This is a genomic window from Streptomyces lydicus, from assembly GCF_004125265.1.
In the GTDB taxonomy this organism is placed as follows: Bacteria; Actinomycetota; Actinomycetes; order Streptomycetales; family Streptomycetaceae; genus Streptomyces; species Streptomyces lydicus_C.
Genome location: NZ_RDTE01000001.1, coordinates 258,598 through 275,500 on the forward strand (window position 1 = coordinate 258,598; position 16,903 = coordinate 275,500).

At 70.3% G+C, this 16,903-nt stretch carries 1 protein-coding gene (cut by a window edge); it reads left to right on the top strand.

Features of this window, described 5'->3' with window-relative positions; all coding sequences use genetic code 11:
• Window positions 1-16,903: the 5' portion of a UvrD-helicase domain-containing protein gene (locus D9V36_RS01250; RefSeq protein WP_129292041.1), read on the top strand. 10,934 nt of this gene lie beyond the right edge of the window; only the first 16,903 of its 27,837 coding nucleotides appear in the window; the start codon lies at window positions 1-3; its stop codon lies beyond the right edge, outside the window.

Below are 16,903 nucleotides of genomic sequence, written 5' to 3' on the forward strand. Positions count from 1 at the left end.
GTGGCAGTGCAGCTCAGGAAGGAGCACCGGGCTGCGACCGAAGGAGAACTCGCCCAGCTGCGCGAGTGGCGAGGGTGGGGAGCTACCCCGTATCTCTTCGACACCCGTAAGCAGTTTGCCGAGCAGTACCGGGCCGAGCGCGAAGAGCTTCAGGGCCTCCTGACCGATCAGGAGTACGCGGCGGCCCGGGCCTCCACTCTCAACGCCCACTACACCAACCCGCTGTATGCCTCGCTGATCTGGAGGCGGCTCCTCGCCCCGCTCGGCGCCGAGCCCGGCGCGAAGATCACGGTGTATGACAACAGTGTGGGGGCGGGCCGTCTCCTGGTCGATGCACCGGCCGATGCCCGTCTGATCGGTACCGAGACCGACCCGATCACCGCCGCCATCGCTCAAGCGCTCTTCCCGCACGCGGACATCCGCAACGAATCATTCGCAAAGATCGGCCCCCTCGGCGAGCCCGTCCACGTGGTCATCGCCAACGTCCCCTACGGGCGGACCAAGCTCACCGACAAACGCCTCAACCCCGGCCGCCGCCACTCCATCCACAACCACGCCATCCTCCAGGCGCTGGCCGAACTGGCCCCCGGCGGCATCGCCGCCATCCAGACCTCGCGCTACACCTCCGACGGCACCACCAAAGCCCACCAGGACGCGCGCCGGCAGATGCTGGAGAAGGCTGAGTTCCTCGGCGGGATCCGGATGCCGGACGGAGCGCAGGTGGACGAGGCCGGCACACCGGTCGTCGTCGACATCCTGGTGTTCCGCAAGCGGCCGGAAGGAGACCTGCCCGGGGCAGCGGGGGAGTGGCTGACCGTTTCGCCCGTCGAGCTCCCCCCGGCCCGGAACGGCATCACCACCACCCCCCTCGACATCAACGACTACTTCCAGGCCCACCCGGAGATGGTGCTCGGCACCTCGCTGGCCGACATCCGCCGCCACGGCAGCGACCTTTCCGTCCGCGGCGCAGGAGACGTCGCCCCCGCACTGGCCGCGGCCCTCGACCAGATCGCCAGCACAGCCCAACACGAGGGCCAGACACTGATCCCTCCCAGCACCTTCCAGGTCGACTTCGACCTTCTCGATGGCACCCTCCAAGCACACCCCGACGGCACCTTCACCGAGATCGTCAACGGGCGACCCACCGCGCACATCCCGGCCAAGACCCAGGCCGACGAACTACGTGCAGTGATCGGCCTGCGTGACATCGCGGTGGCCCTGCTGGACGAGGAAGCCCAACACCACCACGACACCGCGCGCATGGAGCGCCTGCGCACCGAGCTCAACCGCCGCTACGACGCCTATAACGCCCAGTGGGGCCCGCTCAACCGGTTCAAGGTCAACCAGACCAAGGTCGAGGGCGACGGCCAGGCTCGCGAGGTGCGCACCTACCCGCGCATGGGCGGCTTCCGCCACGACCCGTACGCGCCCTACGTACTGGCGCTGGAGGTCTTCAACGAGGAGACCAAGCAAGCCACCAAGGCCGACGTATTCCACCAGCGAGTCATCTCCCCGCCCTCCCCCCTCACCCGGGCCAACAGCCCGGAAGATGCCCTCCTGCTGTGCTGGGACCGCTACAACGACATCCGCCTGGACGTGATCGCCGACCTGCTGGACCTGGATAGCCCGCAGGCGGCGCGCCATGCCCTGGGCACACTGGTCTACGACGATCCCGAGACTCGCAACGAGGACCCCGAGGCCCGCACCGTGGTGCGTGCCACTGAGTACCTTTCCGGCAACGTCCGGCAAAAGCTCAAGGCGGCACAGGAAGCGGCTGAGGACGATCCTGCGTACGCCGTCAACGTCACCGCCCTTGAAGAGGTCATCCCCCGGGACCTGGAACCTGCCGAGATCGAAAGTACCCTCGGCGCGGCCTGGATCAGCGCCAGGTACGTACAGCAGTTCCTCCGGGAGGTCCTGGAGGACGACGACATCGAGGTCAGCAACCTCGGTGCGCGCTGGAGCGTCAAGGGCGGCGACCGGCACAGCATGCTGGCCGAGACGACGTGGGGGACCAAGACCCGCTCCGCCCAGGCCCTGGCCAGCAACCTTCTGAACAACCAAGAGATCGTCGTCACCCGCAAGCTTCCCCCGGACGGGCCCACCGTCACCGACACCGAGGCCACTGCCTTTGCCCAGGCCAAGGCCCTCCAGCTCGACGAGCGGTTCCGCCTGTGGCTGTGGGAGGACCCGGACCGGGCCGCTCACCTGCAGCGCTACTACAACGACCGCTACAACGCCCGCGTCACACCCACCTACGACCGCGAACGGATCGCCGCCCCCGGCCTGTCGAAGGCCTTCACACTCAACCCCCACCAGCACGCCGCCGTCGCCCGCCTCCGCTCCACCAACACCGGCGTGGGTCTCTTCCACGGCACCGGCGCCGGCAAGACCCTCGAAATGATCGTGGGCGGCATGGAGCTGGTCCGGCTCGGGCTGGTCACCAAGCCTGTCTACTCGGTCCCCAAGGGTGTCCTTGGCCAGTTCCAGAGGGAGTTTCTCCAGGCCTACCCGCGCGCCCGGATCCTGGTAGCCGACTCCTCCGACCTGACCGGCAGCCGCCGCCACCGGTTCGTCGCGAAGTGGTCGACCGGCAACTGGGACGCCGTCATCGTCAGCCACACCGCCTTCAAGAAGATCCCCATGAGCAAGGCGGCGCGGCTGGACTATGTCAACCAGCAGATCCAGCGTCTCGAAGCACACCTGGACCACGCCGAGGGCGGCGACCGCTACACCGTCAAGGACATCGAAAACCAGATCGCCACCCTCAAGGAGAAGGTCGAGGAGGAACTTCAGACCCCCGGGGACTCGGGGGTGGAGTTCGAACGGACCGGCTCGACGTTCATCTTCATCGATGAATTCCAGGTACTGAAGAACCTCCAGGTGATCTCGTCGGTCCAGGAACTCGCGCTGCCGGGCAACCAGATCACCGCAGACATGGACATGAAGCTGTCCTATCTGCGCAGCAAGTTCGGCGAACGCGTGGTGTGTGGAGCTACCGCCACCCCGGTCGACAACTCCCCGATGGAGATCCTCAGCGCAACCAAGTACCTGGCCCCCTCCCGCCTGGCCGAACTGGACATCGTCGAGGACGACCAGTTCGTTTCCACCTTCATCCAGCCGGTCCACAAGGTGGAGATGTCGGTCGACGGGAACAGCTTCAAGACCCGTGCCCGCTACGCCCGCTACGTCAATCAGCCCGAACTGAAGCTGATGCTCGCCAGCTTCGCCGATGTGAAACGCAAGAGCGACCTCCCTCTGGTCGAGCCGTCCATCATCAACAACGAGATGCGGTTGCTGACTGTCGACGCTTCACCCGAACTCCGCGAGGTGATGCAGGACCTCGGCGACAGGATGCTGTCGATCAAGGCGGGCTCCCCGCGGATCAAGACCAAGAAGAACGGGGAGGAAGCTGAGGACAACAGTCTGTGGATCTCCACGGACGGACGGTTGGCCTCTCTCGACGTGCGGCTGGTCGGCATGGAGACCGACCAGCCGCAGAAACTGGACGTTGTCGCCGACGAGATCATCGCGCTGTGGCAGAAGCACCGCCACGACGTCTACTACGACGAGCACGGCAACGAGGAGCCCATCAAGGGCAGCTGCATCGCAGTCTTCTGCGATCTCGGTGTGCCTGCACCCGACAAGGAATTCGATGTCTACAACGCGCTGGCCGACAAGCTCACCGCCAAGGGCATGCCCCGCAGCCTGATCGAGTTCGCCCAGGACGCCAAGAACCAGCAGCAGAAGGTACGTCAGAACCAAGCCATCAATGACGGGCGCATCGCCGTCATCATGGGCGGCCGCACCGGTCTGGGCACCGGCCGCAACATCCAGCGCCGTGGTATCGCGGTCGTCCAGGTGGACCCCACGTGGAAGGCCACCCCGATCATCCAGAGCCTGGGCCGCTTCAAGCGGCAGGGCAACCAGAACACCGCCATGCACCACATCGCCGCGGTCACCCGGGACTCCTACGACCCGTTCCTCTGGCAGAAGGTCGCCACCAAACAGAGCTACGCGGACGTGGTCCTCGACTTCCGCAACACCACCCGCATCTTCGAGGCATCCGACGACGACGACAATGTCATCCCCGCCGGTGTGATCTTCGCAGTCGCAGCCAACCGGCCCGAACTTGAGCAGATGGAACGCGTCGAGGCCCAACTCGCCCGGCTGCGCCTCCAGCAGAAGATGTGGAACGACGAGCAGTTCACCTACCAGATCATGGGGGAGCAGGGTCGTCGCCGGATCACGGAACTCACCGAGCGCATGCAGCAGGCCGAACGGGCCCTGGAACGCCGGACCAGCACTCAGGGCGACGCTTTCACCATGAGGGTCGCCAAGACCACCTACGACGAGCGCCGTGATGCCGGCGACGCCGTGCTGCGACAGCTTGCTCGTTTCGAGCGCACCGCCCTCGACCGGGGCCGCCAGCACGTCACCGAACTCGGCGAACTGGGCGGCTTCGGCCTGCAGGCCACGATGGAGTGGAGCTTCGGCGGACGCTACCTCTCGCTCATCTTCCTCGACGCGCCGATCGACGCCGTCACACTCGACCCGCGCGACCTCAAGGACCAGGACCCCGTCGGCCTGATCCGCAAGCTGGAAAACACCCTCGCCACCCTGGAGACGGTGACCGAGCGCAGCACCCAGCACGTGAGGCGCTTGGAAGCCAACATGGCCCGGGCCCGCGACCGTGCCGGGCAGGCTTTCGCCCAGCAGACCGAGCTCGAAAAGGCCGAGCGCCAATACCGCAAGCTGCAGATGGCTCTCGGTGCAGGCAACCCCACCCCGGGTGAGGAGGAGGAAACCGCCGAGACGGAGGCGCCCGCGGAAGACGTCGCGCCAGATCCCGTAGCAGACACCGCGGCGGAGCAGGAACTCGCCGCAGACGGGCCGACGCCAGACCCGGCAGCTGATTCCATATCGCGCGAAATCACCACACCGCCTGCGTCACCCCCCGCCATAGCCGACGACGCTCTCTCACCTGCCGGTGAGGCGCCTGCGTCGGAGCCCGCACCCACGCCGGCCATGCCGCAGCAGGCAGCACCCGCAGGCGATACGCAGTCCCAGGTGCAGGCCCCACCCTCCGAAGCCCCCGCAGCCACTGTGCGCCCAGAAGTTGCTGATCAAGCAGCACAGGACCCTGAGGAAGAGACAGGCCTCGGCAGCGAACAGCCGACGTCCTCGCCGGACGCACCCGCTGCGGCACAACCGACGCAGGAAGCCTCGCCCGAGCTCGCGGCGCAGCCGGCGCCGGCCGCGCCCGTCGAAGGGAACCCAGACCTCAGCCGCACACCGGATGAACCCGCAGTGGGCGCCGACTCCGGCAGCTCCCGCGAGACCGCAGACCGTGCTCAGGCTGACGGGCCTGCCCGCACCGAGCACCGCTTCACCTCGGTGGCCTCCGCCCACAACCACCTCAGCAACGGGATCCGCGACCCGCGCTGGGCCCGGGCACCGCGCACCCACAACGGTGTCACGGTCAAGGGCGCCACCAAGCACGAGAAGGCACAGGTCCGCATCGACACCCACTCTGCCCGCCGGAACATGGACCTGGCCCGCAACTCGCAGCTCTCCGCCCTGGGGAACTTCCTGGTCACCCGCGAGGGCAAGGGCAAGTGGGACGTGTACCACATCGCCTCGGGCACCATCATGACCGACCGCGCGGCCTACCGGACCAGTGCCGACGCCTTGGAGTTCGCCGACGCGCTGGAAGACGCCCGCGACGCCCAGGGCCGCCTGATCGACTGGGGAGCACCGCACATCGGCGACCGACTGGACATGGCCGACGGGCGAAGCGAGCTCGAAGCCGCCATCCGCCGGGGCCGCCAGCACCCGTCGACCGCGGCCGCCCCGCAGACACCCGAACGGCCCCCCGCTGCCCCGACACCGGCACAGCGGCCCAAGGAGACCACCGCAGAAGGCGCCGCCGAGGAACTGCAGCTCTTCTCCGCAGAAGATCCGCAGGCACAGGATGCTCCCGCGCCCGACAAACCGGCCGACACCGCAGAAGCCCGGGCGCCGCAGACCGCGCCCGCCTTCACCACCCACCGGGAGTGGAACGGGGCCTTTGCTCAGGTGCAGGCCTCCGAACTCGCGCTGAGCCGCGCCGTCGACCAGACCTGGAACCGCGAGCAGATCCCCCACGCCTTCGCCCAACTGCGCCGAGAGCTGTTCGCAGCGGTTGCCGCCCACGAGGGCCGTGACGCCTACGACACCGACACCTCCCTGACCAACTCCCTGACACAGGCCGAGCGGCTTCTGCGCTCCCTCAGGCGCCGCGACCGCACCACCATGCAGACGCCCCTGAACGACTTCACCAACCTCGTCCGCATCTTCCTCGAACGCCACCGCGCCACGCTCGCCCAGCGCGACGGCGAGAACGACCTGGCCCGCACCATCAAGGCTCAAGCACGCGCCCAGTTCGACGAGTTCATCGACACCTGGAGCAAGAACAACCCCGCCCTCATCCAGGCAGTCCGTGACGGGGACGAGGAAACCGTCCGCGCGCTGGCCGAGGCCGACCCCACCGTCAACGGAGCCGACGAACACCACGCCGCGAGCCCCGATACGGACACCGAACCCGAAAGCGCAGGGGAGCACACCGCCGTCGCCGGAGCGCAGGCAGACGCCGAGAGCAACGATCGCCCACAGACGGACCCGACGGATGCGCCGGCCCCGTTCCGTTCCGCCGACGACATCACCGAAGCCCTCGCTCGCCTGGACGGGCCGCTGCGCGCGTGGACCGCAACGGGGCTCCGTGACGACCTGTTCATCCGCGGCTCCCACACCGACTCCCACCAGCGGGCAGCGGCGATCGAGAACCTGCGCCGGCCCGGCCGCTCGGCCCAGCTGAAGATGCCCGAATTGCGTGAAGCTCTCCAGGCGACGGACGCCATCCTCGACGAGATCGAGGAGCGGCCCGGCGTCGACTACTCCGGCCGGGCCAAGCCCGCCCTGACCGAGCTGCGCGATGAGCTCCACACGATCCTCGCCCGGGCCGCACACACCCGTCAGGAGCGCCGCCGTCCCGATCCCGCGCGCCCCCAGGGCCCGCAGCCGGGAGCCGATGCCGCACCGCAAGCTCTGCATGGCGCCAAGGCGGGGGCGTATCCTCCGGCGACGACGCGGTGGGCGATCGTCGAAGACCGGCCCGCGCCCTACCGGTCAGAGTCCGACACCCTCTCCTCCGCCGTGGGCGAGCTGAACTCCCTGCTGGCGCTCGCTCACGCCGACATCCCCAAGAAACTGCCCGCCGACCCCGCCCCCGAACTCACGGAGGCCTGGGCCGATTTCAACGCGGCCTGGAGCGCGACCCATACGCTCGACAGTGACGACTGGGCCGCTGGGCTGCAGGCTTACGCTCGCGCCCGGGTTGCCACGCATGCCCTGGCCAGTCACAAGGGGCTCGGGACGACGGCGCGAGGCAAACTGCGGCACCTGGCCCGCCGAGCCGAATTGCACGTCGACCGGCTGGCCCACACCCCCCACGACGAGCCGGACGCCGCCTGGATCCGGGAGCTGGCCACCGCCGGCTACGAGCCCTACACCACGAGCAAGGAGATCACCCAGGCCCTGACAGCCGTCCAGGAGCGGGCCTCGGACGACCTCGGCCGCGCACGGCTGGATGCGGCGCTCATCCCGCGGGGCGCGAGCGCCCACCTCGTGGCCATGCACGGCCTGGCCCGCGCGGCGTCCACCTCGCCGAGCCGGGCCAATGACCTGCTGCCCACCTACCTCGGGCGCCTGGCCCACACTCTGCTCACCAACCCCGGCATCACACACGAGCCGCTCAGGGGGCAGACCCGTCCTCTGGAGGCCGTCTACCGCGACCTGCCCCCGGCCGCGCCCTTCACCACCCCCGACAGCGACGTCGATGACTCCGCCATCGAAGATGCCCACGAACGCGTAACCGACGGGGCCAAGAAGGCGGCCGGGCAGTGCCGCAGCCAGAGGTACTCGGCCACCGAGCGGCGCCTGGCCGCCACATGCGCAGAGATCCAACAGCGCCCCCTGAAACGACCCGACGGACACATCTACGCATTCTGGCCGCACCTGCTGGCGACCGCCGCCGACCTGGCCCGCCAGGTCACGCGCGAGCACAACGACGAGGGCCGGCACGCCCACCTGGAGCGGCACTTCCCCGAATTCGCCGACGCGGCGATGCGGCACGCGCGACGCCTGCACAGCACCCTGATCGAGGAAGCAGGCGCCCTCGACGAGGAAATGGAGGCGCTCACACACGCCGCGCTCGCCGACCAGAGGCTTCTCGCGGCCTTCGGCACGCCCGCCTCCGCCCTGACCGACCACGCCCCCGTGCCGTTCGCCCCGGCCCTGAACACCTGGCTCGCCGAACGCGCCGAGACCATGTCACCGCTGCTGCGGCACACCCTGGCCGCGGATACGACCCCCGGCGGGTTCATCGGCGCCTTCGGACGCCTGGCGAAGAAGCTGGCCGAAGACGCCACCGGAACCAAGATGCCGCGCACCGGCCGGCGCCTGCCCCCACCGCCCCCGTGGGAGCAGCACGCCGCGGCCGTCGACGCCCTCCTGGACACGGCCGCCAACGACCCGCACATCACCGGCCTGGTGATCAGCAACAACCCGTCCGACGTCATCCTCAACAAGGTCCGCGACTGGATCCAGGACCACGCAGTCACCCAGCACACCGAGCCCGGGGCTCCCGTGGACCAGGAGTGGACCAAGGCGGTCACCGGCGACACGGACCAGCTGGACTCCCTCGTCACCCACATCACCGCCCAGACCACGCAGACCGCGCGCACGGCCCTGATCCCCGACCCGGCCGCTGTGTTCGCCGTGCACAAGGGGGAGCAGCGCTTCGTCTGCCGGGGCCGGGACCTGGCGGAGCGGCTCGGCCCGGACAGCGGGCTGATGCTCCTGCCCGGCGACGGGGAGAGTGTGCTGTGGTCGCGCGGCAACGGCCGCATCGGCACCCTTGACGCCCTCCCGCAGCAGGAGGCCGAGCGGTTCGCGGCCGCCGCCCAGGATCACACGCCCACTCAGGCCACGGCCCTGCTGCGTGACCGGGCTGAGGACTGGCCCGGCCTGGCGGAGCTCGATAGGCCGGTGCGCGACGCACTCGTCGCCTTCGCCGCTCTGCCGCCCGGCAGCCGGCCGGAATTCGCACCACCGCAGATCGCGATCACGGTCACCGGTCCGGAGCCGGGGGAGTGGGACCTGGAGATCCTCCACCCCACGCCCTACCCGGCCGGGTCGCAGGCCGTGCAGAGCGTCGACATCCTCCTGTACGACATCCGCGAGTGGCTCGCCGCCCATGCCGAGGTGCTGGAGGAGCTCGTGCGGTGGCCCGCCAGGGACGCCCAGGACGCGGTGGAGGAGGCCGAATCCGGCATTCCCGAGCCGGGCGGCCACGGCGGACCCGCCGAGCACTGGCTGGCCATCGCCACGGCCGGCCAGTGGCTGCGGGTGATCCACCAGCGCCTGACCGACAGCGACACCGCCCGCCCCCTGACCCAGGCGCTCCACGAACTCACCACGGTGCTGCGCTCGGTGGACAACCATCTGTCGCGGGCCGCTGCCCGCGGCATCCCCGCCCCCAGCAGCACGGAGCTCGCGGCAGCCGCCGCGGCCGCACCCGCACCGTTCGCACAGGCACCAGACGCCACCGCGGCCCTGGCCGACCTCCAGCAGACCTGGCGCGACTGGGCCCGCGAGATGGGCCCCATCGAGCAACTGGCCGACGTGGAGCCGCACACGGTCATCCGTCTGCACGCCCTCCTGGATGACCCGAAACCCGGCGCCACCCCCGACGGATGGTACGAGCTGCTCGCCCGGGCCGGTGACCTCGCCCGTGCCCGGTCCCGCGCAGTCTCCGACCGCAGGCCCGGGTGGGCGAGCCTCACCGACGCCATCGAGCAACTGCGCAACCGGTGGGCGGCCACCATGCGCACCGCCCCCGGCCTCGCCGCCGACGCGGCACGCCAGAGCGGGGTGCTGCACCTGACCAGGCCCGAGCTGGCGCCCGCCAACCCGCCCACCGACACCGTGGAGTTCGCGGCCCGGCACACCTACCTCATCAACCTCGCCCAGCGTCTGAAAGACACACCACGGGGACTGCGCCCCGAGGACCGGCCGGACGAGCGCACCTTGCTGCGGCTGATCGACCTCGTCACCGAAGAGCACGCCGACATCACCGAGAGCCTGTCCCCGGTGCTGCCCGCCCTGCTGCACGAAATCGGCGAGCGCGCGCTCCAGGTCTGGCACGTCCAGGCCGAAGAGGGCCACCAAGAGCACGGCGATCTCCTGGTGTCCTTGAACAGCATCGCCAGCCGGCACGCCGCCACCATGCAGAGCTTCGTCGACGAGGCCGACCCGCAGGTGCGCGAGGAAGCCGCCGAACTCGCCGCACAGGCAGCCGCGGACGAACAGCTGATGGCCACCCTCACCCACACCGCCTCCCCGGCCGCCAAGGTCCCCCAGGCGCCCGCGCTGTGGGCGTGGCTCGAAGAGCGGGAAGCGGACATGTCACCGCGCCTGCGGCGCGCCTTGCACAGCGACATCGGCCCCACGGGCGACTTCACCGGCCTGTTCGGCTCGATGTGGCGCTCGCTGCGCAGCGCCGCCCCCGCAAAGGCCGCATCTCCCGGGCCGCTGCCGTCCGCAGGCACCGAGCTGCTCGCACCCTGGCAGAAGTGGACCACACAGATCGGCGCCCTGGCGGATGCGGCCAGCAGCGACATCGACCTCCGGCTGCGCCTCGACGGCAGCCGCGGCGACGACCCGGAGGATCTGATCAGCCGCTTCACCAAGCAGACCCTGGAGGCCGGACAGGACGTGCCCACCGGGCTGCTCGAGCTGTACTCCGCCGAAGGCGACGAGCCCAGCAGCGCGGCCGACGCCCTGCACGCCTACCTGCTCCGCGAAGTCACCGCACGCCTGGCCAACGACACCACCACCGATGCGCCCGCGCCCGGGACGCCCGTCCCGGCGGCTGAGCAGGCCCCGCGGCAACTCGACGACCCGCAAGTCATGGGCGACACGGAGGACTCCCACCCCGACGAAGCAGCCGCCCGCACCGGCGCTCGGCAGCAACCCCGGGAGGAAGGCCCCGACCCGGCTGACGCCTTCGCGCATGACATCCCCACGCCCCCCTCCACCGCGTTGACGCCGTCAGCCTCCCCGCAAGCCCGCGACAGCGAGTCGTCCAACGCCGATCCAGCCCTGACGACGGCATGGACGCAGCTCATGGCGCGGGCAGTGGAGGACACCGCGCTCCTGGCTGCCGTCGCCGCCACCGATCAGGACCAGGGGCCGACGCCGGCGTTGCTCCGCAGTGGTGCCTGGGACTGGCTGATCGCCCGTGCCGACTACCCGCCGCTCGTCGACCAGCTCTTGGCCGACGCCTCCGCGACAGCCGTGAGCCAGTCTCTCCGTGATGCATGGGACCAGCTGGCGGCCGCCGCAGGCAACGTGCAGCCGCTCGGCGACGGCCTGCCCCCACGCACCTGGGCCACTCCGGCCGGGTGGCGCTGGGGTGCGTTTGAAGCGCTGTGCGCTGCGATCCGCCAGACCGAGGTCGGACGAGCGCGCACCAACTGGGACCACAATCAGCCGTGGGACGACCTCAACTCCGCTTTCCGCGACGCCCACCCAGTCGAGCACACCCTCCTGCAGAACATCCACCGCACCCTGTTCGCTGTCCATCACACCGCGCCCGGGGACCCCGACGCTCTGGTGCTCCAGGCTCGCACCGCACTGCCGGCGGCACGCACCTACGCCGCCTTCGTCCACGACTCCACCTGGGCACAGGACTTCGCTCCGGCCTCGGACCAGGCCCTTGAGCGGATACCGAGACTGCTGTCGTGGATGGAGACCACAGCAGACATCCCCCATGCCTGGGACGACCTCGACGCACGCATCGAACACCGCAACCCCAACCCCCACGTCCTGGAAGACCGCCACCGCGAACGGCAGTCCCAGACCTGGGCGGCGGCCCGCGCCGCAGCGCTCCAGTTGGACGGCTGGAGCGCCTACCAGGAGGAAGAAACCGGGCTCACCTTCACCGGCGTGGAACTCACCCCCAAACTGGCGGCTCTCATCGCCTCCGGCGGCGTTCTCGACACTGACTCCGACGGTGCGCTCGTCATGCACACCCCCAGCAAGCCCTATCCCCTGGTGTTCACCCGCGTCTACGGCGACGAAGCCCTTGCCCACTTCGCTGAGCGGCTCCCCGCCATCGCCCCGCCCGACGACCACACCTTCCGCTTCGCCGACGCGGACGCACTCCGCGCCCACTGGGCCAGCGACTCACCCGAGCTGATCGCACCCCCCCACACTCACCTCACCGAGGCACGGCGTCAGCAGCTCGACGCCGCGGCGCAGCCTGTCGGCATTGGCATCGAAGGGCGCCTCGCGGTGGTCCCAGATGGCGACGGCTACCGCATCTACCTGCCGGGTGCCTGCGTTGTCCTGCCCGGAACCGAGGACGCGCCGGCTCTTTCCACCCTTGCCGCTGCCCGGGCTGCCGCCCGGGCAGCGCAGGCGCTCATCGGCGCAGACGCTCAGCCGTACCCGTACGACGCTCCGCTGGCCGGGCCACTGAGCCGGATCTGGCGCGACGCTGAGGGCCACACCCTCGCCCGTGCCATCTCCCGGGCCCTGGCCGACCCCGATCTCGAGGCGCGCCTGGGCACCAGGGGCTACTTCGCTGCACAGCTGCGCGCCGAAGAGGCGCGTGAGCACGAGCTCGCCACCGCGGCAGCCACCGCGAGCGCACAGGGGCTGACGGAGCGCCTGACCTGGCGCGCACACAGCAGGCTGGACGGCAACCATCAGGACCAGGTGGCGATCCGTGTGCTGGTCGACGCCGAGGTGCTCAGGCACCTCGACGGCGATACCGACGGGCTGGCGGGTCAGGTGATCACCGTCCACGGCGGCCAGCCGAGCTGGTACAACGAAACCTCCCACCACTTCTTCGACCTTGGCCCCGGCCCCGACGGCAAGCACCGGGCCACCTATATGGGCTGGTTCACCGGCCGTACCTGGACCAGCGACGACGGACGCAGCGGCGATGCCTCCCGGCTGAGGATGTCACCCCAAGCACCCTTCGCTGCCTCCCCGCCCCTGCCCAGGCCCGTGCAAACCCTCGCCCGGGATCTCCGTGCCTCCCTGCCCGGCCTGCCTGACGGCATCGACAAGGGCCGCCCCCGCGGGCAGCGCCGCGCCGAGCACACCTCCCGCCGTGCCCGTGCCGCCCTCAAGGCACTGATCGAAGGCCAGGTGACCACCGGCAGCGTCCGCGAGGACCTCCTGCGCATCGCCGCCGACCTTGCCACGCTCGCTGAAGACTTCGATCGCGGCGCAGACCACACCGACCGCGTGACGCATCTCCTCGCAGCGCAGCAGGCTCTGGGTGTACGGGACCGACTGCTCCAGAGGCTGGACCGGATCGCTCCCCCCTATCGGTCCTACCACCCCGACAGGGCTCCCGCCGCCCCGCCCCGCATCCCCACACCCGCCGGCGGGCAGTGGATCCTCCCGTGGGAGGCCGAGGCAGGCCAGCAGGTCAAGGCCAGCGGCAGCTCGCTGCAAGACCCAAGCCTCACGCTCAACGTCATGGGCACGCTGCAGTCATGCCGGTACAGCGTCGTACGGCGCGACGGCAAGGAAGTCCGCGGCAGCCACCTCGTGGTGACTGACGCCGAGGGGACTGTCGCCGAACTCCACGTGCCGGAACCACAGATGATCGAGCAACCAGCGCCCCCGATGCCATCCGCCTACGCCTGGCCTGCCCGCCTGGGCTCGACAATTCACGAGGAAGCACCGCGACTGCCTCTTCCCAGGCAGGACAGCCCCGCAACGACTGCCGACGAGCCCACGGCCGAGCCCGCCGAACAGCCGGAACATCAGTCGACCCCGCCCGCAGCTGCGGGCGAGCCTGTCGCACCGTTCACCCGCTCCAAGGAGATCAGCGCGCCGCGCCGCGCGCTCAACAGTGCCGTGCGGGCACTGGCGCGCACCGCCTACTTCAAGCAGCTGGCCGAGACGGCAGGTGGTGAGACGGCACTGCGCGAGGCCCTGGATACGTTCACCCGGGTCTCCCTGAGCGAGCCCAGCGAATTCCACACAGCCGTCGAGCAGATCCACGCCGCCGTCACCGCCGTACAGGACGCCTGGAGGGATACGGCTGTGCCCGGCGACGCCGCTGTGGCACTGGCCGAGGCGGTGCAGGCCGTCAGCTCCTTCGCCGCCGCCTGGCGGGCCACCGTCACCTCGACTGCCTGGGACAACCTGTTCGACGGCGCGCCCCGCCCCAGCCTCCGGCAGGCGCAGCCCACCACGGTAACCACCACCGGCCAGGTCGCCGGGGCCCCCGCCGACCTGGATGACCCCCAGATCACCGAGGCCGCGGTACCCGGCATCACCCTGCCCGAACAGCACGCCGCGATCCGCACCATGATCAACGACTTCGGTAGCCTCAACTCCGGTGCCACCGAACCGGGATCAGGGCTCGCCGCGTTCGTCCGCCGGATGAACAACCCGGTCCAGTGGCGCACATGGCGCGACGAACTGGTCGCCACCGGACGCGGCACCTGGCTCGGCGGGTCTCGCCGCAACGAGGGCCCGCGCGCCCTGGGACGCGTCGACCCCGCCCCCGAAGGCATCCTCATCTCCATCCAGGGGACCGACGACCGTCCCGCGATGAGCATGATGATGCGCTGGGAGGAGCTGCCCGCCTGGGTGCACCTGGGCCTGAACGACGAAGCACGCCGCGAACTGCTGAACGCCGATGCGGCCTACGCAGGCGTGGCGCGATCGGACCCCGAGCACGACGCGGCGTGGGCCCGACTGCACGCGGCTGAGCAGACGGTCTGGGACACCCTGCAGGCCGCAGGTGCGCCCAGCGCCAAGGCCCTCGCCGCCTCCTGGAACCGCTACCTCGCACCCACGCCGGAATCGGACTCTCTGTTCGACATGGACTCCACCACCCCCGAGAGCGGCGCCTACACCAGCCTCAAGGAACTCACCCGCGGCACCGCTGATCTCATCACCACCACCTGGACACTTACCGCCCACCCCGGTTGGCCGACCGCCGACCCGCGCACCCGGCAGCTCCGCGAGGCGAGCGCGGCCGTACGGGCAGCCAGCCTCACCACCCCGATCGAAGCAGTCCGCGCGATCCTCCTGCTGGCCCGGGCCGCCCAGGACAATGACCTTCTCCAGGTCTCTGTGCCACTAGACGTGAAATACCTCTTCGAATCGTTCGCCACCCGCGCCCGTCAACACGCTGATCGGTTGGCCGCCACCGCATCGGGCGAGGCATGGCGGCAAGTGTTCCCCACCGCAGCCGAACCCTGGAGCGAGGACCCGTTCCTGCTGCCCCGCCTCGGCTACGCCGACCCGCGCCCGATCAGCCCCCAGGCGCAGGCCATGGGCCCGCTGAGCGACGACGAGGCGGGCGGGAACCAGACCTACGAGCAGATCACTCCCGCCGATGCCCCGGACAGGCCGGCGTACGCCGTCCCCGGCACCGACGGGTTCACCATGCTGGCGGCGCCGGGCATCTTCAACGGCCCCGCCTACACCCTGCGCACCCCCGACAACACGATCGTGGCCACGCTCGTGAAGGAAGGGGAAGGCTGGCACACCGTGATGGGGGAACACCTGCCCCACCACACCGACCAGCCGTTCACCATCCTGCCTCCGCAGCCCAACGGCTCGGACAACTTCCACCACGCAGTCCTCAACGCCCTACGCGTCTGGGCCGAGGACCACACCCAGCCCCTACCGGGCCACGACACCTACCCTGATGCCACGCTCATGTCCCGGGCCCTTGCCGAGTTCGCGCCGTTCACCACCGCGCTGCGCACCGCCGGCCGCCGGACCTGGCCTCTCACCCACGAGCAGCAGCCCGCCCTCACCCGGGTCCTGTACGCACTCGAACAGGTCGAACCGCACCAGCCGGCTCCGCTCGACCACGATCAGGCCCGCGCCAAGGCCGACGCCATCGAGGACCTCGCCCACGCCGCCCGCGCACTGCGCACCCAGCTGGAGAACGAGGGCCTACGCTCCAGCGAGCTGTACGGGCTGGTCCGAGTGCTGTCCGGACACGCCCACGAGAAGTCGGCACGCCTGCGGGCCTTCGCCGAGTCGCGCACCGCTCCCGCTCCAGCAGCCGAGCTGGCCGCCCCTGCGACGGCCCCGACGACCACCACCGTTGCGGGCGATGACGAAGCGCCGGTAAAGGAGGGCGGCATCTGGGAGCCGGATTCCCCGGTGCCTACGACCGTCACCGAGCTGTGGAGGACCGCCCGGGCCCGCGGCTGGAGCATGACCCGCGAAACCCTCCCCGCCGAGGACGGCAGCGGGACGATCAGCATCGTCCTGGAGGCCTACACCACAGTCGGGCACTGGAAGTTCGGCCTGCAATGGGGGCTGCGCGAGGGACGGTACGTCACAGACGAAGAGCGGTCGTGGGCCTGGTGGCCCGACGAGCGCGGAGGAGAGATACGCCCCACGGCCAAGGACGCCCTCAACGCCATGCAGCGCTACGAGGCGATCCCGGCCCCGGCCGGCGAGGAGCCCAGCACCCCCGCCCGGCAGGCAGCTCCGGCCGAAACCGCGGTCGAAGCCACCGAGACCGCGGCCGGGCAGGACGCTGCCCAGGAACCGGGCCCTGCGGCCGAGCCGGACGAGACGCCGTTCGACGCGCAGGAAGTCGCGGGGATGCCCGGCTACTGGTGGCGCCTTCAGACGCCGCGTGAGAGCTCCCGCGACGGCGTCGAGCGCATCACCGTCGGCTACGGATCCGCGGAGATCGGCCACGGGTACGGCCCCAGCGCCTGGGACGGCACGGTCAAATGGAGGATCGCGGTCGGCAGCGACCACATGCGCGGCGACCGCACGCCGTCCGCCAGTGCGA